This is a genomic window from Streptomyces durhamensis (genome assembly GCF_000725475.1).
GTDB lineage: Bacteria > Actinomycetota > Actinomycetes > Streptomycetales > Streptomycetaceae > Streptomyces > Streptomyces filipinensis.
In genome coordinates this window covers 232,090-257,181 of record NZ_JNXR01000007.1, presented here as the reverse complement: position 1 = coordinate 257,181, position 25,092 = coordinate 232,090, and the positions used below count along the sequence as shown (strand labels likewise).

The 25,092-nt window shown below is 69.1% G+C and carries 21 protein-coding genes; 13 read left to right on the top strand and 8 right to left on the bottom strand.

Going from position 1 to position 25,092, the window contains the following annotated elements:
* The first annotated feature begins 211 nt into the window (after positions 1-211).
* From IO33_RS0112205 to IO33_RS0112185, 5 genes are all read left to right on the top strand, one after another.
* Positions 212-1,246, top strand: coding sequence for an ABC transporter permease (locus IO33_RS0112205; protein ID WP_031163629.1), 1,035 nt, complete (start codon positions 212-214; stop codon positions 1,244-1,246).
* 59 nt (positions 1,247-1,305) lie between these two features.
* Positions 1,306-3,114, top strand: a complete 1,809-nt coding sequence (locus tag IO33_RS0112200; protein ID WP_031163627.1) for an ABC transporter substrate-binding protein — start codon at positions 1,306-1,308, stop codon at positions 3,112-3,114.
* Between the two features lie 87 nt (positions 3,115-3,201).
* Positions 3,202-4,182, top strand: coding sequence for an ABC transporter permease (locus tag IO33_RS0112195; RefSeq protein WP_031163624.1), 981 nt, complete (start codon positions 3,202-3,204; stop codon positions 4,180-4,182).
* A 10-nt stretch (positions 4,183-4,192) separates the two neighbouring features.
* Positions 4,193-5,257, top strand: a complete 1,065-nt coding sequence (locus IO33_RS0112190) for an ABC transporter ATP-binding protein (RefSeq protein ID WP_031163622.1) — start codon at positions 4,193-4,195, stop codon at positions 5,255-5,257.
* Between the two features lie 29 nt (positions 5,258-5,286).
* Positions 5,287-6,180 carry an oligopeptide/dipeptide ABC transporter ATP-binding protein gene (locus IO33_RS0112185; RefSeq protein ID WP_031163619.1) on the top strand — a complete coding sequence of 298 codons (894 nt, stop codon included), beginning with the start codon at positions 5,287-5,289 and terminating at the stop codon, positions 6,178-6,180.
* 100 nt (positions 6,181-6,280) lie between these two features.
* Here IO33_RS0112185 and IO33_RS0112180 read toward each other — a convergent pair whose 3' ends face one another.
* The 7 genes from IO33_RS0112180 to IO33_RS0112150 form a co-directional block, all read right to left on the bottom strand.
* Positions 6,281-7,726 carry a glycosyltransferase family 39 protein gene (locus IO33_RS0112180; protein WP_031163616.1) on the bottom strand — a complete coding sequence of 482 codons (1,446 nt, stop codon included), beginning with the start codon at positions 7,724-7,726 and terminating at the stop codon, positions 6,281-6,283.
* Positions 7,727-8,184: 458 nt separating this feature from the next.
* The gene (locus tag IO33_RS0112175) at positions 8,185-8,922 is read right to left on the bottom strand and encodes a class I SAM-dependent methyltransferase (protein WP_031163614.1); all 738 of its coding nucleotides are present in this window, start codon (positions 8,920-8,922) and stop codon (positions 8,185-8,187) included.
* A gap of 216 nt (positions 8,923-9,138) precedes the next feature.
* Entirely contained in the window at positions 9,139-9,942 is an 804-nt protein-coding gene (locus IO33_RS0112170; RefSeq protein WP_031163611.1) for an oligopeptide/dipeptide ABC transporter ATP-binding protein, read from the bottom strand.
* Between the two features lie 26 nt (positions 9,943-9,968).
* Positions 9,969-10,994, bottom strand: a complete 1,026-nt coding sequence (locus IO33_RS0112165; protein ID WP_031163609.1) for an ABC transporter ATP-binding protein — start codon at positions 10,992-10,994, stop codon at positions 9,969-9,971.
* 12 nt (positions 10,995-11,006) lie between these two features.
* Complete coding sequence (locus IO33_RS0112160) at positions 11,007-11,987, bottom strand: ABC transporter permease (RefSeq protein ID WP_031163606.1); 981 nt, start codon at positions 11,985-11,987, stop codon at positions 11,007-11,009.
* Positions 11,988-12,069: 82 nt separating this feature from the next.
* Positions 12,070-13,851, bottom strand: a complete 1,782-nt coding sequence (locus IO33_RS45890; RefSeq protein ID WP_031163604.1) for an ABC transporter substrate-binding protein — start codon at positions 13,849-13,851, stop codon at positions 12,070-12,072.
* 74 nt (positions 13,852-13,925) lie between these two features.
* Positions 13,926-14,954, bottom strand: a complete 1,029-nt coding sequence (locus tag IO33_RS0112150; protein ID WP_031163602.1) for an ABC transporter permease — start codon at positions 14,952-14,954, stop codon at positions 13,926-13,928.
* Positions 14,955-15,421: 467 nt separating this feature from the next.
* Here IO33_RS0112150 and IO33_RS0112145 point away from each other — a divergent pair, with 467 nt between their 5' ends.
* From IO33_RS0112145 to IO33_RS0112125, 5 genes are read left to right on the top strand one after another with little or no spacing between them, the layout of a single operon-like run.
* A complete protein-coding gene (locus IO33_RS0112145) occupies positions 15,422-17,041 on the top strand; it encodes a peptide ABC transporter substrate-binding protein (protein WP_031163600.1) in 1,620 nt (539 codons plus the stop codon).
* Between the two features lie 5 nt (positions 17,042-17,046).
* Complete coding sequence (locus IO33_RS0112140) at positions 17,047-17,967, top strand: ABC transporter permease (protein ID WP_031163598.1); 921 nt, start codon at positions 17,047-17,049, stop codon at positions 17,965-17,967.
* Complete coding sequence (locus tag IO33_RS0112135) at positions 17,960-18,940, top strand: ABC transporter permease (protein WP_031163596.1); 981 nt, start codon at positions 17,960-17,962, stop codon at positions 18,938-18,940. Before IO33_RS0112140 ends, IO33_RS0112135 begins: the two co-directional genes overlap by 8 nt.
* Positions 18,941-18,947: 7 nt before the next feature.
* Positions 18,948-19,931, top strand: coding sequence for an ABC transporter ATP-binding protein (locus IO33_RS0112130; protein ID WP_031163593.1), 984 nt, complete (start codon positions 18,948-18,950; stop codon positions 19,929-19,931).
* Complete coding sequence (locus IO33_RS0112125; RefSeq protein ID WP_031163591.1) at positions 19,915-20,976, top strand: ABC transporter ATP-binding protein; 1,062 nt, start codon at positions 19,915-19,917, stop codon at positions 20,974-20,976. Before IO33_RS0112130 ends, IO33_RS0112125 begins: the two co-directional genes overlap by 17 nt.
* Before the next feature lie 117 nt (positions 20,977-21,093).
* Here IO33_RS0112125 and IO33_RS0112120 read toward each other — a convergent pair whose 3' ends face one another.
* A complete protein-coding gene (locus IO33_RS0112120) occupies positions 21,094-23,232 on the bottom strand; it encodes a S9 family peptidase (RefSeq protein WP_031163589.1) in 2,139 nt (712 codons plus the stop codon).
* A gap of 201 nt (positions 23,233-23,433) precedes the next feature.
* Here IO33_RS0112120 and IO33_RS0112115 point away from each other — a divergent pair, with 201 nt between their 5' ends.
* The 3 genes from IO33_RS0112115 to IO33_RS0112105 are packed head-to-tail and all read left to right on the top strand — an operon-like array spanning position 23,434 to position 24,948.
* Positions 23,434-23,628, top strand: coding sequence for a hypothetical protein (locus tag IO33_RS0112115; RefSeq protein WP_031163587.1), 195 nt, complete (start codon positions 23,434-23,436; stop codon positions 23,626-23,628).
* A 49-nt stretch (positions 23,629-23,677) separates the two neighbouring features.
* Positions 23,678-24,535: an N-acetyl-1-D-myo-inositol-2-amino-2-deoxy-alpha-D-glucopyranoside deacetylase gene (gene mshB / locus IO33_RS0112110; protein ID WP_031163585.1), complete on the top strand. Its 858-nt coding sequence runs from the start codon at positions 23,678-23,680 to the stop codon at positions 24,533-24,535.
* Positions 24,532-24,948 (top strand): DUF6113 family protein, encoded by a 417-nt coding sequence (locus tag IO33_RS0112105; RefSeq protein ID WP_031163584.1) that lies wholly within the window; start codon positions 24,532-24,534, stop codon positions 24,946-24,948. The genes mshB and IO33_RS0112105 overlap by 4 nt, the downstream gene beginning before the upstream one ends.
* The last annotated feature ends 144 nt before the right edge of the window (positions 24,949-25,092 follow it).

Here is a 25,092-nt window from a genome sequence, read left to right as displayed (position 1 = left end):
GAGATCTACGGGCAGTGGTCGGTGGTCGACCCATGGCAGATAGTTAGCCGCGAAGCGCTCGGGTCAATGGGTCGCGGACTGTGGGGACAGTGCGCCGACTCACGAGCACCAGGGGGTGTCTGCCTCCCCGTCAGGGGTGTCGGGGGGACGACGTGAACCCTCTCCTGTTGGTGAACGTGTGGAGTCACCCATACCTTGAAACGGACGAACCGTGACAAGTCCTATCGACATTGAGGGCGGCGGGACTTCGGTCGTCGTCGACGGCGAACCAGGGCCGGAGACGAAGGGCGAAGCCGTCAAGCTCGCGGGCCGGTCTCCCGGCCAGCTGATGTGGCTGCGCTTCAGGCGCGACCGCACGGGCGTGATCTCGGCCTACGTCGTGGGCTTCTTCTTCCTGGTCGGGCTGCTCGCCCCGCTGATCGCCAAGCTGTACGGCAAGAACCCGTACACGGTGTACGCGGACGAGCGCCCGGACCTCTTCGACAGTGCCGGCGTGCCGGTGCAGCCCAACGGCGGTATCAGCGGCGACTTCTGGTTCGGCCTCGAACCCGGCAACGGCTACGACGTCTTCACCAAGCTGATCTACGGCATCCGCACCTCGCTGATGATCTCGGTCGCCGTCACCGTCGCGGTGGTCGTGACCGGCATCCTGCTCGGTGTCGCGGCCGGCTATCTCGGCGGCAGGACCGACTACTACATCGGCCGGGTCATCGACTTCCTGCTCGCCTTCCCGGCACAGCTGTTCTTCATCGCGAGCATGCCCGTCGTGGTCTCCCTGTTCGTCAGCCCGCGCGACGAGACACCGACCTACGTCCGAGTGGTGGCCCTGATCCTCGTCCAGTGGTTCCTGGGCTGGATGGGTCTCGGCCGCATCCTGCGCGGCACCGCACTCGCCCTGCGGGAGCGGGAGTTCATCGAGGCGGCCAAGGTCAGCGGCGCCTCGCCGTGGCGGATCATCCGCAAGGAGATCCTGCCGAACATCGTCACCCCGCTGCTGGTGCAGGCGACGTATCTGCTGCCCAACTTCGTGACGGCCGAGGCCGGTCTGTCGTTCCTGGGCGTCGGCATCGTCGAACCGACGCCGGACTGGGGGCAGATGTTCTCCAAGGCGTCCACCCAGCTGGTGATGCAGAACGACATCACCTACATGTTCTTCCCCGGCGTTTCGATGATCATCTTCGTCGTCGCGTTCAACCTGCTCGGGGACTCGGTCAGAGACGCCTTCGATCCCAAGACCGCGCGCTGACCTGGCACCACGTCAACCACACGGAACGTCACTTTCACAGATAGGTGGGAACCTTCGTGATGAGTAGGGGCGGACGCCACGCATACGGCGCACTCTCCGTGCTCGCGGCCGGAGCTCTCGTGCTCACCGGTTGCAGCAAGGGCGGCAGCGACTCCGGTACCGACGGCAAGAAGGACCAGGAGAACGCGAAACGGCAGCAGGCGTCCATCAAGTTCGGTGGCGCGGCGGACTCCACCGGTCCGGCGGCTCCCGTGCCCGGCGCCAAGACGGGCGGCACCATGGAGGTGCTGCAGCGGGACTCGTACGCGCACCTCGACCCGGGCCAGATCTACGTCTCGGACCAGATGTCCGTCGCGCAGCTGCTGCACAGAGGCCTGACCGGTTACAAGGCCACCACCGACGACGGCAGCGGGCACGAGGTGGTCGGCGACCTCGCCACCGACTCGGGGACCACCACCGACGGCGGCAAGACCTGGAAGTACACGCTCAAGGACGGCATCAAGTTCCAGGACGGCACGCCGATCACGTCCAAGGACATCCGGCACAGCGTCGAGCGGCTCTTCGCGCCGTTCATCAACCAGGGCCCCACCTACCTCCAGCAGTGGCTCGCCAACGCCTCCGGCGCCGCCTACCGCAAGCTGCTGCCGGACGGGCCGTACAAGGGCAAGCACCTGCCCGGCTCCGTGCTGGAGACCCCGGACGACAAGACCATCGTCTTCCACTTCAAGTCCCCGCACCCCGACCTGCCCTACGCGCTGGCGATGTCCGGCTACGCGGTGGTCTCGGAGAAGGGCGACACCAAGCAGCGGTACGACAAGGCCCCGGTGGTGTCCGGCCCGTACAAGATCCAGTCCTTCAAGTCCGGCAAGTCGATGGTGCTGGTCAAGAACCCCAGCTGGGACGCGAAGACGGACCCGATCCGGCACCAGTACGTGGACCAGTTCAACATCACGTTCAACCAGCAGTACGAGACCTCCACCAAGGCCCTGCTGGCCGACAGCGGTGCCGACCAGACCGGCCTCAGCTTCAACAACCAGGTCGACGCGGGCAACCTGTCCCAGGTGCTCAAGGACCCGAAGATGAAGTCCCGCACGGTCTCCGGCTACCAGCCCTACGTCGGCCAGATGAACATCAACATGAGCCACCCGGCCCTGAAGGACAAGACGGTCCGCGAGGCCATCGCCTACGCGCTGCCGGTCACCCCGTTCGTGCGCGCCTACGGCGGCACCGACGCCATGGAGGTCGCGGGCGGCCTGATCTCCCCGACCGTCTCCGGCTACGACCCCTCCTTCGACCCGTGGGGCAAGAAGAAGAAGCCCGCCGGTGACCCGGACAAGGCCCGTGAGCTGCTGAAGAAGGCCGGCAAGCTCAACATGAAGCTGACCTTCGGCTACATCAACACCCCGGAGGGCCAGCAGTACTCCACCGCCATGGCGGCGGGCCTGAAGAAGGCCGGCTTCGACGTCCAGCGCCAGGAGATCCCGTCCGAGACCTACTACGACCAGGTCTCCAAGCTGAACAACAACTACGACATCTTCCACACCGCGTGGGGTGCCGACTGGCCGTCCGCCTCGACCGTGCTCCCGCCGCTGTACGACGGCCGGGTGATCGCCGACGGCGCGCAGAACTACTCGCAGGTCAACGACCCGAAGATCAACAGCGAGATCGACCGGATCAACAAGATCACCGACCCGGTCAAGTCGGCGGCCGAGTGGGAGAAGCTCGACCAGTACATCGTCAAGGACGTCGTCAACGTCGTCCCGACCGGGTACTACAAGCAGACCCAGATCGCCGGCTCCAAGGTCGGCGGCCTCGTCTACGACGACGTGATCGGCGGCGTCGACCCGCGTCGCCTCTTCATCAAGTAACCGTCCCCGCCCGGTACCCGGCGCGCTCCCGCCAGCGGGACGTGCCGGGTGCCGCCGAGGCCGCCGACGTCTGAGAGCTGCCCTGCCATGCTGCGCTTCCTCGTGCGCCGGTTCATCGGTGCCGTCGTCATCCTGTTCCTGTTGAGCATTGTCACGTTCCTGCTGTTCTTCGGGGTGCCCCGGGACCCGGCGCTGCTGATGTGCGGCAAGACGTGCAACCCGGACAGCATCGCGAACATCCACCATGTGCTCGGCCTCGACAAGCCCATCACCGAGCAGTACTGGATCTTCCTGCACAACCTCGTCCTGGGCAGCAACCAGTTCGCCCAGGGGCCCTGCCCCGCCCCCTGCTTCGGCTACTCGTACCACACCAACGAGCAGGTCTGGGGCACCCTGATGGACCGCCTGCCCACCACCGTCTCGCTCACCCTCGGCGCGGCCGTGTGCTTCCTGATCGTCGGCCTCGGCACCGGGCTGCTCGCCGCCTGGCGGCGCGGCACCCTGATCGACAAGACGGCCACCGCGGGCGCCATGGTCATCAGTTCGCTGCAGATCTACTTCCTCGGCCCGCTGGCCCTGGCGATCCTCGTCTACCAGACCCACTGGTTCGACAAGCCCGCCTACAACGAGTTCACCCAGGACCCCGCGTCCTGGTTCACGGGACTCATCATCCCGTGGGTGATCCTCTCCACGATCTTCGCCGCGCAGTACACCCGTATGGCGCGCTCCTCGATGATCGAACAGCTCCAGGAGGAACACGTCCGCACCGCGCGCGCCAAGGGCATGTCCCGCGGATACGTCTTCTTCCGCTACGCCTGGCGCGGTTCGCTGATCCCGATCGTCACCATCTTCGGCATCGACCTCGGCTCGCTGTTCGGCGGCGCCATCATCACCGAGTACACCTTCGGCCTCCCTGGCCTCGGCAACCTCGCCGTCCAGTCCGTCTTCTTCAGCGACCTGCCGCTGCTGCTCGGCGTGATGCTCTTCTCCGCCAGCATGATCCTGCTGTTCAACATCATCGTCGACGCCGCCTACGCCTTCATCGACCCGCGCGTGCGGCTGTCCTAGGAGCACTGTCGTGACCACTCTGACCAAGGAAGCCGGTGCTCCGAACCCGGCCGGTACCGGTCCCCTGCTCTCGGTGCGGGACCTGCACGTCAGCTTCAAGACCGAGGACGGCGTCGTACGGGCCGTGGACGGGCTGTCCTTCGACGTGGAGCGCGGCAGGACGCTCGGCATCGTGGGCGAGTCCGGCTCGGGCAAGTCGGTGACCAACCTGACCATCCTCGGCCTGCACAACCCCATGTTCACCACGGTAGAGGGTGAAATCCTGCTGGACGGGCGGGAGTTGACCACCGCCCGCGAGTCCGAGCTGGAGAAGCTGCGCGGCAACAAGGTCGCCATGATCTTCCAGGACCCGCTCACCGCGCTCTCCCCTTACTACACGGTCGGCCGGCAGATCGCCGAGCCGTACATGAAGCACATCGGCGCCTCCAAGAAGGAGGCCTGGGCACGTGCCGTGGAGATGCTCGGCAAGGTCGGCATCCCGAACCCCAGGGAGCGGGCGAAGGAGTACCCGCACCAGTTCTCCGGCGGTATGCGCCAGCGCGCGATGATCGCCATGGCGCTGGTCTGCGACCCCGACCTGCTCATCGCCGACGAGCCGACGACCGCCCTGGACGTGACGGTGCAGGCGCAGATCCTGGATCTGCTGAAGGACCTGCAGCAGGAGTTCGGCACCGGCATCGTCTTCATCACCCACGACCTGGGGGTGATCGCCGACATGGCCGACGACATCATGGTGATGTACGCGGGCGGCGCGGTGGAGCGGGGCACCACCGACGAGGTGCTGCGCGCGCCCCGGCACCCGTACACCTGGGGCCTGCTGAACTCGATGCCGCGGCTGGACTCCGACCTCGCTGCCCAGCTGTCCCCGATCCCCGGGTCGCCGCCCTCGCTGCTCACCCCCCCGTCCGGCTGCCGCTTCCATCCCCGCTGCACCTTCCAGGAGCGGGTGGAGGGCACGGGCCGCTGTGTGCGGGAGCGCCCGCTGCTGGCACCGGACCGGGCCTCCGCGTGCCATCTCACGGAGGAACAGAAGCGGACCATCTTCATCGAGGAGATCAAGCCCCGTCTGGGCTAGGTCGTCGTACGTCCTAGGAGGACACCGTCATGAAAGAGGACCTGGTCCTCCCGGCCCCGCGCGAGAAGAGCGCCGGCGCGGACGGGGAGCCGTTGCTGGAGGTCTCCGGACTGGTCAAGCACTTCCCCGTCAAGGGCGGCTTCCCGATCCGCCGGACGGTCGGCGCGGTGCAGGCCGTGGACGGGGTCGACATCACCGTGCACGCCGGGGAGAGCTTCGGTCTGGTCGGCGAGTCCGGCTGCGGCAAGTCGACCACGGGCCGGCTGATCACGCGGCTGCTGGAGCCGACCGGCGGCAAGATCACCTACCGCGGCCAGGACATCAGCCACGCGAACCGCAAGCAGTTGGCGCCGATCCGCTCCGAGATCCAGATGATCTTCCAGGACCCGTACTCGTCGCTGAACCCGCGGCAGACGGTCGGGAAGATCATCTCCGGTCAGAAGGAACTGGGCATCGCCTTCGTCTTCATCGCCCACGACCTCGCCATCGTGCGGCACTTCTCGCAGCGCGTCGCGGTCATGTACCTCGGCAAGATCATCGAGGTGGGCGACCGCGAATCCATCTACACCCGGCCGCGCCACCCGTACACCCACGCCCTGCTGTCCGCCGTCCCCGAGGTGAACCTCGCGACGGACGACGCCACCGCGCGCGAGCGCATCCGCCTGGCCGGCGACGTGCCCTCGCCGATCTCCCCGCCCTCCGGCTGCCGCTTCCGCACCCGCTGCTGGAAGGCACAGGACAAGTGCGCGACCGAGGAGCCGCCGCTGGTCCGGATCTCCGGCAACCACGACGGCCATCTGACGGCCTGCCACTTCCCGGAGGAGCCGACGATCGAGGCACGGGACGAGGACATCGTCCTGGACCCGGCGCTGGCGGCACTGGAGGAGGGCACGCCGGGGCCGGAGCCCGCGCAGGAGGCGTAGCCGCGCGTCACCCGGGTCCGTGGCCGCGGGGGTGCCGCCCGCATCGGGGGCTACGGGTGACGCCCGCATCAGGGACCACGGGTGACATGCGTGTCGGGTGCTACGGGTGACGCTCGTACACGGTGACCCGCCGGCCGCGGACCCGTTCGTCCGCCACCGCGGTGAAGTGCCGCTTCAGTACGTCGGCCTTCGCCCTGTCCCGCTCGGCCGAGACCGGCGGGGCCACCTCCGGCGCGTCGGTGACCAGCAGGATGCGGTGCTGCGCCAGCATCGCGGACCGTATCCGCTGCGCCGGGGCCTCCTCGCCCTTCAGGTTCCCGGCCGCCACGGGGTCCCTCACCAGTGCGATGTCCCGCAGGCCGGCGAAGTCACCGGGGGAGACCTGGGCGGTGTCGCGCCGGTCCGCCGGCAGGAAGAGGACGGCGTCCCCGGTCCTCCCCAGCCGGTGGACCTCCCCGGCCACCGCCAGGACGTCGTCCACACGGCTGGCCGGGGACCGCTGGGCCAGCGACTGGGGCAACAGCGCCGCCATGGCCACCGCGAGCGCCACCGGGACGAGCCCTCGTGAGGCACGCGGGTACCGGTGGCCCGTCGACCGGACCGCCGCAGCGAGGGCCGCCCCGATCAGCAGGGCCAGGCCCAGCATGCTGAACAGGACATAGCGGTCCAGGTACAGCGGACGGACCAGGGAGACGGCGAGCAGGCCGAGTTGCGGCACCGCCAGCAGGGGAAGTCCCACGGCCGCCGCCGAAAGCCGGCCCCCGCGCGGCCGGTCCGCCAGGGCCGCGAGCGCGCCGAGCGTCAGCAGGACGGCAGGGCCGATCATCTTCTGCCAGGTCAGCGGCGGTATCCAGGCCACCTGATGGGCCTGGGTCCGGCTGAACAGGATCAACGGCAGCGTGCCGGCGACCGCGGCCGACGCGGCGACCGCCCAGCGCACCCGCACCCCGCGCCGGGCTCTGGTCCACCGGAGCGTCGCCAGATGCGCGGGCAGGATCAGCAGCGACAGCCAGTTCAGCAGCGCGCACAGCAGGACCGCGCCGCCGTACGCCACCCAGTGCCGGGCACGGCCGCGCTCCTGGAGCACGCCGACGAGCAGCAGCGTCGAGAGCGCGGCCCCCGCGGACACGAGCGCGTACGGACGGCCGTCCTGAAGGGAGAACTGCACGGCGGGAAGGAGCCCGAACGCCAGCCCTGCGCCCACGCCGGCCCAGACCCCGGCCAGCCGATGGCCGACGGCCGTGACACAGGCCGCGGCCACCGCCATGGCCAGCACGGAGGGCAGCCGCAGGGTCGTCGTGCTCGCCCCGAAGCAGTGGAACAGCCCGTGCATCAGCAGGTAGTACAGCCCGTGCACGGCGTCGACGTGCCGCAGCAGATGCCAGATCTCGGGGACGGACCGCTGGGCCGCCATCCAGGTCGCGGCCTCGTCCCGCCACACACTGTGCTGCCGGGACAGCCCCCACAGACCGAGGGCGAGGGTCCACGGCACCGGGACCAGCCATACGGGCAGGCGCGACCGGAGCGAGGTCGGGGAGGAGTTCATGAAGAGGTCCGGTCCTCGGGATCGACGGTCCACGCCGCAAAGGGCGGGCCTGTCGAACGCCCGGTGCACACCACACACCGGCTCGGCCGCATGTGTGGGTCACCCACCCCCTGGGCGCCACCCGCGCTGTCGGTGGTCGGCCGACCGGGTGGGCATGACGGGAATCTACCCGCTGGAAACGATCAACGACCAGTGATCACACGGTGATCACTGTCATAGCCGACGCGAGCAACCTCCAGGCAGCGACAGCCAGTCCAGCAGCGCGGACAACAGGACCGTGCCGCCGTACGCCACCCGGTGCCCGGCACGGCCGCGCTCCTGGAGCACGCCGACGAGCAGCAGCGACAGGGACCACCGGCACCAGGCTCTCCCTCACCGCGAGTGAACTCACCGCCCCCACGGTCGTGCACGACCGGCGCGCATTCCCCAGCCGCGAGCGGCGGTCCCTCGGGCAGTGCCTAGGCCCGCCGGGCCATGGTGATGATCTCGGGGCTGGTGGGGGTGAGCGGTCCCCGCTCCCAGTCCCCGTACTGCTCGGTGACCACCAGGCCGGCCTCCGCGAGGAAACCCTCCAGTGTCCCGGCGTCCAGGAAGCGCAGGACGCTGTGGCACACCTGTGGGGCCGGCCAGCCGTCGCCGTCGTAGGTCTCCGTGAACCGCACCCGGCCCCCGCGGAGCGGCTCCAGGACCTCGTGCCACACCCGCACCGGCGTGCCGTCGGCGGCGGTGATCTCGTGCACCCGCTCCGGGACCCACCGTTCCCAGGCGCGGGCGGCCGGGTTCCGGGTCTCGAACGCGAACCGTCCGCCGTCGCCGAGGGCCGCCCGGACCGACCGCAGACAGTGCCGGATCTCCTCGTCCCCGACCAGCTCCTGAAACGCGTGCCCGGTCATGACGACGAGGTCGAACTCCGCCTCCCACCGCCGTACCCGCGTGTCCCCGAGCACCCACTCGACGTCCGGCCGGGCCCGCCGCGCCTGGACGAGCATGGCGGGGGCCGGGTCGAGCCCCATCAGCCGTCCCTGGTGCCCCTCGGCGCGGGCCCGCCGCAGCAGCTGTCCGGTGCCGCACCCGATGTCCAGAACCGCGTGCGCGTCCCGCAGCAGACCGAGGTAGAAGTCGTCAGCCGGACCCCAGGGGTTGAGGCTGTCGTAGAGCGCGGCGAGCGTGAGATCGGTGAACGCATGATCTACCACCGCGGCAGTCTGACACACCTTGTTGAACGGCGCGTCAGTTTCCGGTGCACTTCTTGAACATCTCTCAACTCCCGTGCGTGACATGGCCGTTCCACGCCGAAGGCCCGCACCTGGGGAGGTGCGGGCCTTCGTTCCCTGGAAGCGGACGTTCATGGGCTCGGGTCAATGGGCCGGTGAAGTCCGTTCCGCAAGGCGGGGCTGACGGAAAGGGGTGTGTCAGGCCGCCGCCTCGGGGTCCTTGGAGAGGCGGGGGGCCGGGATGGTGTCCGCCGTCTCCGGGTAGTGGCAGGCCGTCAGATGACCGGGCTTGTTGCCCTCGGCCTGGACCAGCGGCGGGGCCTCCGTCGCGCACTTCTCCGTCGCCTTCCAGCAGCGGGTGCGGAAGCGGCAGCCGGAGGGCGGGTTGATCGGCGAGGGCACGTCGCCGGCCAGGCGGATGCGCTCGCGCGGCTCCGCGTCCACCGTCGCCTCGGGCACGGCGGACAGCAGGGCCCGGGTGTAGGGGTGGCGGGGATTGTCGTACAGGTCGTCGCGGTCGGCGATCTCCACGATCTTGCCGAGGTACATGACCGCGACGCGCTGCGAGAAGTGCCGCACGATCTCACGGACCCGCTTCTCGCGCCCGCCCTCGGGGTTGATCCCGTTGATCTCCATCGGACCGGAGATGATCTTCCCGACCGTCTGCCGCGGGTTCAGCGAGGCGTACGGGTCCTGGAAGATCATCTGGATCTCGGACCGGATCGGCGCCAGGCCCTTGCGGTCCGCGTGCGTGATGTCCTGGCCGCGGTAGGTGATCTTGCCGCCGGTCGGCTCCAGCAGCCGCGTGATCAGCCGGCCCGTGGTCGACTTGCCGCAGCCCGACTCGCCGACGAGGCCCAGGCTCTCACCCTCGGCGACCTGGAAGTCCAGCCCGTCCACGGCCTGCACCGCGCCGACCGTCCGGCGGATCGGGAAGCCGCCCTTGATCGGGAAGTGCTTGGTGAGCCCGGAGACGTCCAGGAGGGGGTTCGTGTTGCTCATGGTCGTGAAGTCCCGTCTGGTGTCCGTCAGTTGTGCCGGGTTCCGGCGTAGTCGGAGAAGAGTTCCCGCTTCTGCTCCACGGTGAGGTGGCAGGCGGAGCCGCGGCCCTCGGCCACCTCCAGCTCCGGCCGCTCGGACGAGCACCGGCCGTCGCTGACCTTCGCGGCGAACGTGCAGCGCGGGTGGAAGCGGCAGCCGGACGGCGGGTTGAGCAGCGAGGGCGGGGAACCGGGGATGGGGGAGAGCGGCACGTCGACCGGGCCGTCCAGGCTCGGCATCGAGCTCAGCAGGCCCAGGGTGTAGGGGTGGTCCGGGGAGCTCAGCACCTGCTTCTTGGTGCCGCGCTCCACGCACCGGCCGCCGTACATCACCAGCACGTCGTCCGCGATGTCGGCGATGACACCGAGGTCGTGGGTGATGAAGATGATCGCGGTGCCGAACTCCTGCTGGAGGTCCTTCAGGAGGTCCATGATCTGGGCCTGGACCGTCACGTCGAGGGCCGTCGTCGGCTCGTCGGCGATCAGCAGCTCGGGGTCGCAGACCAGGGCCATGGCGATCATCGCGCGCTGGCGCATACCGCCGGAGAACTGGTGCGGGTAGTCGTCCACACGCACGTCCGGCTGGGGGATGCCGACCCGGCGCAGCATCTCGATCGCGCGCGCCCGGGCCTCCTTCTTGGAGGCGCCGGTGTGCTTGCGGTACGTCTCGGCGATCTGCGCGCCGATGGTGTGGTACGGCGAGAGCGAGGCCAGCGCGTCCTGGAAGATCATGGACATCTTGTTGCCGCGCAGGCGCTCCAGCTCGGACTCGGTGGCGCTGATCAGCTCCTTGCCCTCAAGCAGGATCTCGCCGTCCATCGTGGTGTTCCGCGGGTCGTGCAGGCCCAGGATCGCCATGTTGGTGACCGACTTGCCGGAGCCGGACTCACCGACGATGCCGAGGGTCTTGCCCTTCTCCAGGTCGAACGACAGCCCGTCGACGGCCTTGACGATGCCGTCCTCGGTGGAGAAGTGGACCTTCAGGTCGCGCAGGGAGAGGAAGGGGGTGCTCATGGTTCGCTCTCCTTACGCGAGGCGCACGCGCGGGTCGATGAGGGCGTACACGGCATCGACGATGATGTTGAAGACGACGATCGCGGCCGCGGCGACCAGGATGACGCCCAGCAGCATCGGCAGGTCGCTGGTCTGGACCGCCTTCACCGAGAGTTTGCCGATGCCCTGCAGGCTGAAGGTCGACTCGGTGATGATCGCGCCGCCGAGCAGCGTGCCGAGGTCGAGTCCGAAGATGGTGATGATCGGGCCCATCGCGCCGCGCCAGGCGAAGCGGAAGAACACCGTTCGGCGGGAGAGTCCCTTGGCGCGGGCCGTGCGGACGAAGTCCTCGCTGAGGGACTCGACCATCTGGGACCGCGTCATACGGGTGTAGTTGGCCGTGAAGATCAGCGACAGCACCAGCCACGGCACCAGCAGGCCCGTGAACCACTTGCCCGGGTCGTCGGTGAACGGCGTGTAGTTGGCCCGGTCCATCAGGTGCCACTGGTCCACGAGGAAGTACGTGGCCAGGACGCCGATGACGTAGATCTGCATCGACGACGCGATCAGCGAGGCGGAGCTGGCGATCTTGTCGAGGGCCTTGCCCTGCTTCACCGCGGCGAGCATGCCGGTGCCCACGCCGAAGAACAGGAAGACCACGGCGCTGCCCAGGGCCAGGGAGATCGTCGTCGGGAAGCGGTCCTCGATGGTGCCCAGGACCGGCTCGCGGTTCTGGAACGAGTAACCCAGGCACGGCGCGTCGCAGTGCCCGAACGAGGCGTAGTCACGCCCCACGAAGAGGCCCTTGAGCCAGTCCCAGTACTGCACGGGGAGCGAGTGGTCGATCCCCAGGTTCTTCTTCACCAGAGCCAGGGTCTCGGGGGTGCAGACCTTGCCGCACGCGAGGCGGGCGGGGTCGCGCGGAGCGGCGTAGAACAGGACGAACACCAGGGCGCTGATGATCAGCAGGATCACAGCGGCGCCGAGGGTCCGGCGGATGAGGAAGCGGAGCATGGCAGTTGGGTTTTCCTGACGGGATGCCGTAGGGGGTGAGACGGCGGGGCGGCACCGGGGCCGCCCCGCCGGGGTTCGTACGTCAGGCCTTCACGAAGGTCTTGTACAGCAGGGTCGCGGAGAAGTTCGGGTCGAACTGGGCACCGCCCACCTTCGAGCCGTACACGTAGAAGCGGCGGGTGAACGTCTCGGGGATGATCGGCGCCACCTCCGTCATGATCTTCTTGTCCAGCGCGGCCCAGGCCTTGCCGGCCGCGGTCTGGTCGGCGATCACCGCGGTCTTCTTGATCGCGTCGTTGATCCAGCTGATGTCCGTCTGGGAGACGTTGTTCTGCCCGTTGCCGATGGCGGCGCCGTCGAAGAGCGGCTCGATCATCGTGTAGGCGGTCGGCCAGTCCGGGGACCAGCCGCCCCACATGACGTCGTAGCTGTTGTTGATCTGCTGGATCTGGTCGTAGTACGACGTGGAGTCGACCGGCTTCATGACCGGCGTGAAGCCGGCCGCCTTCAGCGCGTTCTCGATGACGACCTTGGTCTTGAGGTAGGTCGGGTCCTGCGGGAAGGCGTAGACGACCTTCACGCCCTCCTTGCCGGCCTCCTTCAGCAGCGCCTTGGCCTTCTCCGGGTCGCCCGCCGGCTTCGTCAGCTTGCCGTAGACGTCGCTCTTCTCGTAGCCGATGATGTCGGGGCTGAGGATCGAGCTCGCGAGGTCACCGGCGGACGGGCCGCCGTAGATCTGCCGGATCTGCTGCAGCGGCCAGGCGTGGATGAGGGCCTGACGGACCTTCAGGTCGGTGATGCGCTTGGTGTTGATCCAGTAGAAGTAGGTGCCGGTGAGCAGACCGTTGAAGGTGCGCTTCTTCAGCTGCGGGTCGGTGAGCACCTTCTGGATGCGCTCGGCCGGGACGCCCTTGTAGATCGACACCGCGTACTGGTCGTTGCCCTGGTCGGCGATCAGGCGGTCGGTGCTGTCGAGGGTCTCGACACCGAAGAGGAACTCGAAGCCGTCCGGGTAGGCGTTGCGGATCGAGTCGGTGGCCGGGTCCCAGTTCTTGTTGCGGGTCAGCACCATCGACTTGTCGATGGAGTGCGCCTTGATCTTGTAAGGACCGGCGGAAACCGGGGCCTTGTCGTACTTCTCCTTGGTGTCCAGCTTCACGGGCGTGGCGGCGTAGGAGTGCATCGCCAGCGTGAAGTTGAAGTCCGGCTTCGGCTCGGCCAGGTGGAAGGTGATGGTCCGCTTGGCCTTGTCGGTGACGATCGCGTCCAGGTGCTTGCCCTTGTACGGACCCTCGTAGGCGTCACGCCACTTGGCGCCCTTGCCGGTCAGCGCCAGCTGGGCGTAGGTGGCGGACTCGGTGACGAACGGGGCCCACAGGCGCTCGATGCCGTGGCGCACGTCCTCGACGGTCAGCTCGCTGCCGTCCTCCCACTTCAGACCCTCCTTCAGCGTGAAGGTCCAGGTCTTGTTGTCCTTGGAGGCGGTGCCGGTGTCGGTGGCGAGGTCGCCGACGAGCTTCTGGTGACCGGAGGAGTCGATCTTGTAACCGGTCAGGCAGCGGTGCAGCAGCAGCGCGATCGTGGAGTTGTACGCGTAGTAGATGCGCTGCGGGTCGAGGTGCGAGAAGTCGTCCGGCGCGAGGCCGTAGATCGTGCCGCCCTTCTTGGCGCCGGGGATCTCCGGGGCGGGACCGGTGGAGTCGGCCTTCGTGCCGATGGTGACCTTGGCGCCCGTGTAGCTGGTGGCGCCGGCGCTCGGGGTGCCGTTGCCGCCCCCGCCGCCGCTGCTGCACGCGGACAGCAGCGTCGAGCCCGCGGCCGCGACAGAGGTGGCGATGACGAAGTTTCTGCGGGAGAGAGACATGGCTGACCCGTTCGTAGTGGATGACAGGAGGTGCTTGTTCCCGGCCGGGCCCCGTCGCCCGGGCCGGGAGGAACTCAGCGCTTGGTCTTCGGGTCCAGTGCGTCGCGGACCGAGTCGCCGAGCAGGTTGAAGGCCACGACGAATATCACCATGGCCACGCCCGGGAAGAGCATGAAGGTGATGTCGTCCTGGTAGACCTTGGCGCCGTTCTGGATCATCACGCCCCAGTCGGGGGTCGGGTCCGTAAGGCCGACACCGAGGAATGCGAGACCCGCTTCAGCGGTGACATAGGCCGGGAGGAGGAGCGTCGCCTGGATGAGGATCGGCGTCCACAGGTTGGGCAGCAGTTCCTTGAAGATGATCCGGGCCGGGGAGGCGCCGGTGACCTTGGCCGCCTCCACGAACTCGCGCTCGCGCAGGGCGAGCACCTCACCGCGCAGCAGACGTGCGATCGAGGCCCAGCCGAAGGCCGTCATCACGAGGATCAGGCTGGTCACGGTCAGCCAGACCGGGGTGCCGTCGGTCGGCTTGACGAAGATCGCCATGACCACGGGCCAGAAGGCGATGAAGAACAGCGTCTGCGGGAACGCCAGCAGGATGTCGATGACCCGGCCGACGAAGTAGTCCGTCTTGCCGCCGAGGTAGCCGGCCGTGATGCCGATGACGACGCCGAGCAGGGTCGTCAGCAGGGCGGCGGCCGTGGCGATCAGCAGGGAGTTGCGGATGCCGTAGAGCAGGAAGGTGAAGACGTCCCGCCCGAGCTGTGGCTCGATGCCGAACCAGAAGTCGGAGCTGATGCCGCCGTTCGGCTTCAACGGGTAGTTGAACTCGTTGAACAGGCCCGGGATGTTCATGCCGTAGGTGGTGTACGGGTCCTTGCCGTACACCTTGGCGATCAGCGGCGCGGCGATGCCCACGACGAAGAACAAGATCACCGTGATGGCCGATATGACACCCGTGCGGTCCCGCTTGAAGCGGATCCAGGCCAGCCGTCCCGGGGAGCGGCTCTCGGTGCCCTTCGGGTTGCCGGGCTTCGCCGATGTGGCGCTGTCTTCTTTGGTCACCTCGAGTGGGGCGGCCGAGGAAGGGGTTGCGGGGGTCATGATGCTCCGTGCCTTGTGGGTCAAGGCTCCGCAGGGCGCTCCCCTACGGGCTACGCCGGACTTTTTCAACGCAATTCATTCAAGGTCAATAAATTCTCGGTCGCCTTGGTTGCGTCTTTACGTTCTTTACTCGTAGTTGACTATTCCGTAGCTACGCGGGTAGCGCGCTGTAATCAATCCGTGCTTCACATCGGACCAACTGGGTGAATCGGGCAATGAGTTCGATATGCGGACGGTGGTGTGTCGACATGCGTACATCGGCACGTCGCAATCCAACGTTTCGACAACGTTGCACAGAGATCTGTTGCGTGGTCGGCGCAAGATCGCCCGGGCTCCTCCAGGTGGCTGTCTGCATTCGGATGACGTGTCCCCCTAAAGGCCCCTCAATCCGGCCACGGGCATGCGGTATGGGCTGTGTATGTCGATATTGACCGGTATCGGGTCGGCGAGCGCGGAGGAGGCACCGCATGCGGGGAGGCACGCGCGTCAGATGGGCCGGCTGCGCGGTCGCCGCGGGGCTGATGGCCACCGCCTGCGGGGGCGGTGCCGGATTCGGCGGGCCCGGGGTGATGACCTCCTCCTGGAGCGACCCGCAGAACCCGCTGGAGCCCTCCAACACCAACGAGGTACAGGGCGGCAAGGTCCTCGACATGGTCTTCCGGGGCCTGAAGAAGTACGACCCGAGGACCGGCAAGGCCCAGAACATGCTCGCCGAGCGCATCGACACCACGGACTCGCGGCACTTCACCGTCACCGTCAGGAGCGGCTGGCGGTTCAGCAACGGCGAACCCGTCACCGCCAGGTCGTTCGTGGACGCCTGGAACTACGGGGCGAGCCTGCGCAACAACCAGAAGAACGCGTACTTCTTCGGCTACATCGAGGGCTACGGCCAGGTCCACCCCGACAGCGGAGCACAGACCGCCGACACCCTGTCCGGGCTCAGGGTCACCGGCCCCAGGACCTTCACCGTCACCCTCAGCCAGAAGTTCTCCAGCTTTCCCGACACCCTCGGGTACGCGGCCTACGTCCCGCTCCCGCGCACCTTCTTCACCGACCACGCGGCCTGGCTGAGCAGACCGGTCGGCAACGGGCCCTACCAGATCGAGTCCTACACCAAGGGCTCGGCGATGAACCTGAAGAAGTGGGACGCCTACCCCGGCCCCGACCCGGCCCGGAACGTCGGCGTGACCCTCCTGGTGTACACCGACAGCAACACCGCGTACACCGACGTGCTGGCCGGCAACCTCGACCTGGTCGACGATGTGCCGGCCAGCCAGCTCAAGAACGTCGAGACCGACCTGAACGGCCGCTACATCAACACCCCGGCCGGCATCCTGCAGACCCTGGCCTTCCCCTACTACGACCCGAAGTGGAACACCGGCGGCGCGCGGAAGGTCCGCACGGGCCTGTCCATGGCGATCAACCGCAGGCAGATCACCGAGACCATCTTCCGGGGCACCCGCACCCCCGCCACCGACTGGACCTCCCCGGTCCTCGGCACGGCCGGCGGCTACAAGCCCGGACTGTGCGGCCACGCCTGCGACTACGACCCCGTACAGGCCCGGAGGCTCATCGAGGAGGGCGGCGGGATCCCCGGCGGCCGGCTGACGATCACCTACAACGCGGACACCGGCTCGCACCGGCAGTGGGTGGACGCCGTGTGCAACTCCATCAACAACGCCCTCGGCAACGACAGGGCCTGCGTCGGCAACCCGGTCGGCACCTTCGCCGACTTCCGCAACCAGATCACCCAGCACAAGATGACCGGCCCCTTCCGGGCCGGCTGGCAGATGGACTACCCGTTGATCCAGAACTTCCTGCAGCCGCTGTACTACACGGGCGCCTCCTCCAACGACGGCAAGTGGTCCGACAAGCGGTTCGACCGGCTCGTCGACCGGGCCAACGCCGAGACCGCGCAGCCCACCGCCGTCCGGCTCTTCCAGCAGGCCGAGAAGGTCGTCCGCGACAACATGGCGGCCATCCCGCTCTGGTACCAGAACGGCAGCGCCGGCTACACCGCCCGGCTCTCCCACGTGGCGCTCAACCCGTTCAGCGTGCCGGTCTACAACGAGATCAAGGTCGGCTGACCCCCGTGGGGCGCTATGTCGCGCGGCGGCTGCTCCAGATGGTCCCGGTGTTCATCGGGTCGACGCTGCTGATCTTCCTGATGGTGAACGTGATGGGCGACCCCATCGCGGGCCTGTGCGGGGAGCGGGCGTGCGACCCGGCGACGGCCGCCCAGCTGAAGCGGGAGTTCGGCTTGGACAAGCCGCTCTGGCAGCAGTACGCGACCTACATGGGCAACATCTTCACCGGAGACTTCGGCACCGCCTTCAACGGCCAGAAGGTCACCGAGCTGATGGGAGCGGCGTTCCCCGTCACCATCCGGCTCACGATCGTCGCGATCCTCTTCGAGATCGTCGTCGGCGTGACGCTGGGCGTGCTGACGGGCATGCGGCGCGGCCGGCCGGTCGACACCGGGGTGCTGCTGGCCACCCTGGTGGTGATCTCCGTCCCCACCTTCGTCACCGGTCTGCTGCTGCAACTGCTGCTCGGCATCAAATGGCAGTGGATCAGCCCGTCCGTGCGCTACGGGAGCTTCGGCGAGCTGATCGTGCCCGGCCTGGTCCTCGCCTCCGTCTCGCTCGCCTACGTCACCCGGCTCACCCGCACCGCCATCGCCGAGAACAAGCGGTCCGACTACGTCCGTACGGCGATCGCCAAGGGCCTGCCCCGGCGCCGGGTGGTCGTCCGGCACCTGCTGCGCAACTCCCTGATCCCCGTGGTCACCTTCATCGGTGCCGACATCGGCGCGCTGATGGGCGGGGCGATCGCCACCGAGCGGATCTTCAACATCCATGGCGTCGGCTTCCAGCTCTACCAGGGCATCCTGCGCCAGAACACCCAGACGGTCGTCGGTTTCGTGACGGTCCTCGTCCTCGTCTTCCTGGTCGCCAACCTCCTCGTCGACCTCCTGTACGCCGTACTCGACCCGAGGATCCGCTATGCCTGAGCAGCCGTACGAACCCGAGGGCGCCATCGCCGGGACCGGCATGGGAGGGGCGATGGACCTCGGTGTGAGCGAGGCGGCCACGCTGGAGCGGACGCCGGGCGGCCCGGGGGGCACCGGACCGGCCGGCAGGCCCCGTTCGCTGTGGTCCGACGCCTGGAGTGACCTGCGCCGCAACCCGGTGTTCCTGATCTCCGGCCTGGTGATCGCCTTCCTGGTCCTCATCTCCCTGTGGCCCTCGGCGATCGCCTCCGGCAGCCCCCTGAAGTGCGACCTCGCCAAGGCGCAGGACGGCGCGGGACCGGGCGCGCCCTTCGGGTACGACGGCCAGGGCTGCAACGTCTACACGCGCACGGTGTACGGCGCCCGTACGTCCGTCACGGTGGGCGTGCTGGCGACGCTGGGGGTGGCCGTGGCCGGGTCGGTCCTGGGCGCCCTCGCCGGGTACTTCGGCGGTGTCTGGGACTCGGTCCTGTCCCGGGTCACCGACATCTTCTTCGCGATCCCGGTGGTCCTCGGCGGCCTCGTCCTGCTGTCGGTGGTCACCAGCAACACGGTCTGGCCGGTCATCGGGTTCATGGTGCTGCTCGGCTGGCCGCAGATCTCCCGGATCGCGCGCGGCTCGGTCATCACCGCCAAGCAGAACGACTACGTCCAGGCCGCCCGCGCCCTCGGGGCCTCCGACTCCCGCATCCTGCTGCGGCACATCGCCCCCAACGCCGTGGCGCCGGTGATCGTGGTGGCGACCATCGCGCTGGGCACGTACATCGCGCTGGAGGCGACCCTGTCGTACCTCGGTGTGGGGCTGAAACCGCCCAGTGTGTCCTGGGGCATCGACATCTCCAGCGCCTCCCCGTACATCCGCAACGCCCCGCACGCCCTGCTGTGGCCCTCGGGCGCCCTGGCCGTCACGGTCCTGGCCTTCATCATGCTCGGCGACGCGGTCCGCGACGCCCTCGACCCGAAGCTGAGGTGATGCGGGCGTGCTGCTCGAAGTGCGGGACCTGCACGTGGAGTTCCGGACAAGGGACGGGGTGGCGCATGCCGTCAACGGGGTGAGCTACGAGGTCGACGCGGGAGAGACCCTCGCCGTGCTCGGGGAGTCGGGGTCGGGCAAGTCCGTCACCGCGCAGGCCGTCATGGGCATCCTCGACATGCCGCCGGGGCGGATCACCGGCGGCCGGATCCTCTTCCAGGGGCGGGACCTGCTGAAGCTGAGGGAAGAGGAGCGGCGGAAGGTCCGCGGCGCCGGCATGGCGATGATCTTCCAGGACGCCCTGTCGGCCCTCAACCCCGTCATCTCCGTCGGGGACCAGCTGGGCGAGATGTTCGTCGTGCACCGCGGGATGTCGAAGAAGGACGCGCGCGCCAGGGCCGTCGAGCTGATGGAGCGGGTGCGCATCCCGGGCGCCGCCCAGCGGGTGCGGGACTATCCCCACCAGTTCTCCGGCGGTATGCGCCAGCGCATCATGATCGCCATGGCGCTGGCCCTGGAGCCGGCGCTCGTCATCGCCGACGAGCCCACCACCGCCCTCGACGTCACCGTGCAGGCCCAGGTCATGGACCTGCTGGCGGAACTGCAGCGCGAGTACCGCATGGGGCTCATCCTCATCACCCACGACCTGGGCGTCGTGGCCGACGTGGCCGACCGGATCGCCGTGATGTACGCCGGGAAGATCGTCGAGTCGGCGCCCGTGCACGACCTCTACAAGGCACCCGCCCACCCCTACACCCGCGGCCTGCTGGACTCCATCCCGCGCCTGGACCAGAAGGGGCAGGAGCTGTACGCCATCAAGGGCCTCCCGCCGAACCTGACGGACATCCCGCCCGGCTGCTCCTTCCACCCGCGCTGCCCGATGGCCAGGGACGTCTGCCGCACCGACGAACCCCCGCTGTACGAGGTCTCCGGCGCACGCGGCAGCGCCTGCCACTTCTGGAGGGAGTGCCTGGATGACCGTGACCACTGAGCCGATCCTCGAAGTGACCGGGCTGGTCAAGCACTACCCCCTCACCCAGGGCGTCCTGTTCAGGAAGCAGGTCGGCGCGGTGAAGGCCGTCGACGGCGTCGACTTCACCCTCGGCAGGGGCGAGACCCTCGGCATCGTCGGGGAGTCGGGCTGCGGCAAGTCGACGGTCGCGAAGCTGCTCTGCAGCCTGGAGCGCCCGACGGCCGGCTCCATCCTGTTCAAGGGCGAGGACATCACCCGGCTGTCCGGCAGGGCCCTCAAGGCGGTCCGCCGCAACATCCAGATGGTCTTCCAAGACCCGTACACGTCCCTCAACCCCCGTATGACGGTCGGGGACATCGTCGGGGAGCCGTACGACATCCACCCCGAAGTGGCACCGAAGGGCGACCGCCGCCGCCGGGTCCAGGAGCTGCTGGACGTGGTCGGCCTCAACCCGGAGTACGTCAACCGCTATCCGCACCAGTTCTCCGGCGGCCAGCGCCAGCGCATCGGCATCGCACGGGGGCTTGCGCTGCGCCCGGAGGTGATCGTCGCCGACGAGCCGGTGTCCGCGCTGGACGTCTCGGTGCAGGCCCAGGTGGTCAACCTGCTGGACCGCCTCCAGGCGGAGTTCGACCTCTCCTACGTCTTCATCGCCCACGACCTGTCCGTGGTCCGGCACATCTCCGACCGGGTCGGCGTCATGTACCTGGGCCGGATCGTGGAGATCGGACGGGACGCCGAGATCTACGAGCACCCCACCCACCCCTACACCCAGGCACTGCTCTCGGCGGTGCCGGTCCCCGACCCGGAGGCCCGCGAACACCGCGAGCGGATCATCCTCACCGGAGACGTGCCGTCCCCGACGAACATCCCCTCCGGCTGCCGCTTCCGCACCCGCTGCTGGAAGGCCCGGGAGCGCTGTGCCCGCGAGGTGCCGGCCCTCGCGGTACCGGCCGCCTTCCGTGACACGGCCGGCCCGGCGGCCCACGACTCGGCCTGCCACTTCGCGGCGGAACGGCAGGTGGTCCCGGCGGAGGGCGAGCACGGCAACGGGCCGGGGTGAATCTGGCGCACCCCGGCCCGTTCACGGCACCCGCACGGCCGTACGCTGATCAGTCTTCCGCGTCCGTATATCGGTACCGCTTCCGCGAAGTTGCCTGCGTGTTAACGCGGTTGATGCTCATTTGTCCTGGTGGGGCAGCGCCCGCCGGAGGAAGTCCAGCTGCAGCCGCAGCAGGTTCTCCGCCACGGTCTCCTGCGGGGTCATGTGCGTCACCCCGGACAGCGGCAGGACCTCGTGCGGGCGGCCCGCGGCGAGCAGCGCGGAGGTCAGCCGCAGGGAGTGGGCCACGACGACGTTGTCGTCCGCCAGCCCGTGGATGATCATCATCGGGCGGTGCGGGCCGGCCGGGTCGACCAGGCCGGCGTCGTCGATCACGGAGTTGCGGCGGTAGACCTCCGGCCGCTCGTCCGGGTGGCCGAGGTAGCGCTCCTGGTAGTGGGTGTCGTACAGGCGCAGATCGGTGACCGGGGCGCCGACGACGGCCGCGTGGAAGACGTCCGGGCGGCGCAGCACCGCCAGTGCCGCCAGATAGCCGCCGAAGGACCAGCCGCGGATCGCCACCCGGCCGAGGTCCAGCGGGAACTCCCCGGCGAGCGCCTGCAGCGCGTCCACCTGGTCCTGGAGCACGACGTCCGCCAGGTCGTCCCGGACCGCCTTCTCCCAGGCCGGCGAGCGTCCCGGGGTGCCGCGTCCGTCGGCCACGACCACCGCGAAACCCTGGTCGGCGAACCACTGCGAGGTGAGGTGCGCGTTGTGCGCGGCGAGCACCCGCTGGCCGTGCGGACCGCCGTAGGGGTCCATCAGGACCGGCAGGGGAGTGTCGCCGTGGTAGTCCCGTGGCATAAGCACGGCGCACGGAATCCGGCGTGCGCCCCCCTGGGTGAGAGTGACTCGCGGGGACAAACCGGGGTCTTCGGCGTAAGACCGGACAGTCGCCGCCGATTTTCCGTCACGCAGTACCTGGACACGGGTGCCCGGCCTGCCCGGTGTCGCCGACACGAGCACCGTCACGCCCCCGGCGCGCACCGCCGAGTGCACGCCGGGCTCCTGCGACACGCGCTCCAGGCCCAGCTCGTTCACCCGGTACACATGGACCTCGCCGGTCTCCGGCTCCGGAGCCTCCGCGCCCGCCGAGGCGGAAACCAGCACGTCGTCCGGGCCCACGTCCAGCACCGCGCGGAGCTGCAACTGGCCACTGGTCAAGGGCCGTTCGCCGACCGCCAGCACCCGTGCGCCACCCTCGTCCGCGATCCGGACAAGCTGCCCGGAGGGGCTCCAGCAGGGCACTCCGGCGAACAGTTCAAGCCAACTTGGATCTTCGTCCGCGTGCACCATGCGCGTCGCCCCGGTGTCCGGGTCCACCGCCAGGAACAGCTGGCTGCGCTGGTCCCGCGCCTGCACGAGCAACAGCGGCGCACCCGCCGCTGACCAGTGCACTCGGGCCAGATACGGGTAGCGAGCCCGGTCCCACGCCACCTCCGTGCGCTCCCCTTCGAGCCCGACCACGAACAGCCGTACGTCCGCGTTCGGCGTGCCCGCCGCCGGGTACGCGATGTTGAGTGGCTCACGCTCCGGGCGGGCGGGATCCGCGATCCACCACCGCTGTACCGGCGTGTCGTCCACGCGCGCCACGAGCAGCCGGCGGCCGTCCGGCGCCCACCAGAAGCCCCGGGAACGCCCCATCTCCTCGGCCGCGATGAACTCCGCGAGCCCGTAGGTGACACGGGCCGGCCCCGCCGCCGGCTCCGGTTCGGCGAGCGCCCGGTCGTTTCCGCCCTCGGTGTCCACCACCCGCAGCGCGCCCTGGGCGACATACGCGACGTGCCGGCCGTCGGGGGCGGGACGCGGGTCGATCACCGGCCCGGGGACCCGCAGTTCACGCGTCGTGCCCGCTCGCAACTCGGCTGTGAAAAGCCGCCCCGACAAGGCGAAAGCCGCCAACTCCACTGCCGCGTCGGTGGCGTAGCCGACGATGCCGGCACCCCCCTCCCGGCTGCGCTCCCGGCGCGCCCGCTCCTCGGTCGAGAGCTCTTCCGAGGCGCCGCCGAGGAGGGTGCCCGGATCGGCCGCGAGGCGCTCCGCGCCCTCCGGAAGATCCATGACCCACAGGGAGTTGGCCCGGTCGGTGCCGGAGCCGGAGCGCAGGAACGCGACACGCGAACCGTCGGGCGCCACGGTGAACGCACGCGGCGCGCCGAGGGTGAACCGCTGGGTCCGGGCGTGCCGACGGGGGAAGGAGTCAGGCTCGGTCGTCATACCCCGACCATATTGGCCATGCGCCCCCTTGTGCGGCCGTGCGCCGAGCGATGCGCGAGCACGGATAGTTATGATCACTACCGCTGTGTGGGTATGAACCTGCTGGCGCCTGCATGGATTTGCTCTACCGATCTACGACCGAGTCACAACCCCCATAGTCCGAACCCCCCGCGTCCTTGGGATCTTTGGAGGTGAGCCGCCGTGGCACTCTCGATTTCGGCGGTGGTGCTGCTGGCGATCATCGTCTTCCTGTTGATCAAGAAGTCAGGGCTGAAAGGCGGGCACGCGGTCATCTGCGTCCTGCTCGGCTTCTATCTCGCCTCCTCCACCGTCGCTCCCACGATCAGCGAGCTGACGACGAACGTCGCCAGCATGATCGGCAGCATCAAGTTCTGACGGCCGCAGCCACCGGGAACCCCGGGCGGCGACCTCGTAGGGTGGTCCCATGACGGAACTGCCAGCCCGGCGTCTGCTGCTGGTGCACGCGCACCCGGACGACGAGTCGATCAACAACGGCGCGACCATGGCCCGGTACGCGGCCGAGGGCGTGCATGTGACCCTGGTCACCTGCACGCTCGGGGAGCGGGGCGAGGTCATCCCGCCGGAGCTGCGCCATCTGGCGGGCCCGGCGCTGGGTGCGCACCGGCGCGGGGAGCTCGCCGCCGCCGTGCGCGAGCTGGGCGTGACGGACGCCAGGCTGCTCGGCGGGGCCGGACGGTACGGGGACTCCGGAATGATGGGCCTCGCGGACAACGAGGACCCCGGCTGCTTCTGGCAGGCCGACGTGGACGCCGCCGCCGGACATCTCGCCGAGGTGATCCTGGAGGTCCGCCCCCAGGTGCTCGTCACCTACGACGACCGCGGCGGCTACGGCCACCCGGACCACATCCAGGCCCACCGCGTCGCCATGCGCGCCGTCGAGCTGGCGGACGAGCGCGGGCACCGGATCGCCAAGGTGTACTGGAACCGGATGCCGCGCTCCGTCGCCGAGGCCGCCTTCGCCCGCCTCCAGGACGAGCTGCCCGTACTGCCGTTCGACAAGGGTGCGACCCTGGACGACGTACCCGGCGTGGTCGACGACGAGCGGGTCACCACCAGCGTCGACGGGACCGCCTTCGCCTCCGCCAAGGCCGCCGCCATGCGCGCCCACGCCACCCAGATCGACGTGGCCGAGCCCTACTTCGCGCTCTCCAACGCCCTGGCCCAGCCGCTGTTCACGACCGAGTACTACGAGGCGGTGCGCGGCGCGGCACAGCCCGGCGAGACGGATCTGTTCGCGGGCGTCGAGGAGGCCGTGGCGTGAGCGACAACGGACCGGGCTCGCTGCTCGCCCAGCCGCTGCGGCCGCCCTCCGCCGGCCGGGCCGCCGCCCATGTCGGTCTCTTCGTGCTGGGTGCCGTCACCGGCCTCGCCGGGACCCTCGTCCAGGCCGCCTGGTTCCCCGGCGGGCTGCTCCTCGCCCTCGCGGGCGCGGCCGGGCTGTTCCTCGGCGGGGCGTACGCCACCGGGGGCCGGGGTGGCGCGGTCGCACCGGTGGCGGGCTGGATCGTCACCGTCGTCCTGCTCACGACCTCGCGCCCCGAAGGGGACTTCCTGTTCGGCGCGGGTGGTGGCTCCTACCTCTTCCTGCTCGGCGGCATGGCCCTCGCTGTGATCTGCGCCACCGTCGGCGCCGGGCGGCAACCCCGCGGCGGTCCCGCCCGACTTGGCAAGTGACGTACCACTTCGCCGCGCGACGCACATGCGAGTCCGGTGTGGGTTTCCTCAGTGGTCATGGGATACGCGCCAGAGGTGGCCAGTATGGTGGTGCGCGCCGCCGAGCCTCCCCCGCTTCCGGCTTCGCCGCAGCGGGGGGACCCC

Bases quoted from the DNA above. Each gene is read 5' to 3' on its own strand.
- IO33_RS0112150 (WP_031163602.1), bottom strand. From the start codon at position 14,954: ATGACCCCCGCAACCCCTTCCTCGGCCGCCCCACTCGAGGTGACCAAA.
- IO33_RS0112160 (WP_031163606.1), bottom strand. From the start codon at position 11,987: ATGCTCCGCTTCCTCATCCGCCGGACCCTCGGCGCCGCTGTGATCCTG.
- IO33_RS0112185 (WP_031163619.1), top strand. From the start codon at position 5,287: ATGAAAGAGGACCTGGTCCTCCCGGCCCCGCGCGAGAAGAGCGCCGGC.
- IO33_RS0112200 (WP_031163627.1), top strand. From the start codon at position 1,306: ATGAGTAGGGGCGGACGCCACGCATACGGCGCACTCTCCGTGCTCGCG.
- IO33_RS0112195 (WP_031163624.1), top strand. From the start codon at position 3,202: ATGCTGCGCTTCCTCGTGCGCCGGTTCATCGGTGCCGTCGTCATCCTG.
- IO33_RS0112120 (WP_031163589.1), bottom strand. From the start codon at position 23,232: ATGACGACCGAGCCTGACTCCTTCCCCCGTCGGCACGCCCGGACCCAG.
- IO33_RS0112125 (WP_031163591.1), top strand. From the start codon at position 19,915: ATGACCGTGACCACTGAGCCGATCCTCGAAGTGACCGGGCTGGTCAAG.
- IO33_RS45890 (WP_031163604.1), bottom strand. From the start codon at position 13,851: ATGTCTCTCTCCCGCAGAAACTTCGTCATCGCCACCTCTGTCGCGGCC.
- IO33_RS0112180 (WP_031163616.1), bottom strand. From the start codon at position 7,726: ATGAACTCCTCCCCGACCTCGCTCCGGTCGCGCCTGCCCGTATGGCTG.
- IO33_RS0112135 (WP_031163596.1), top strand. From the start codon at position 17,960: ATGCCTGAGCAGCCGTACGAACCCGAGGGCGCCATCGCCGGGACCGGC.
- IO33_RS0112165 (WP_031163609.1), bottom strand. From the start codon at position 10,994: ATGAGCACCCCCTTCCTCTCCCTGCGCGACCTGAAGGTCCACTTCTCC.
- mshB (WP_031163585.1), top strand. From the start codon at position 23,678: ATGACGGAACTGCCAGCCCGGCGTCTGCTGCTGGTGCACGCGCACCCG.
- IO33_RS0112145 (WP_031163600.1), top strand. From the start codon at position 15,422: ATGCGGGGAGGCACGCGCGTCAGATGGGCCGGCTGCGCGGTCGCCGCG.
- IO33_RS0112170 (WP_031163611.1), bottom strand. From the start codon at position 9,942: ATGAGCAACACGAACCCCCTCCTGGACGTCTCCGGGCTCACCAAGCAC.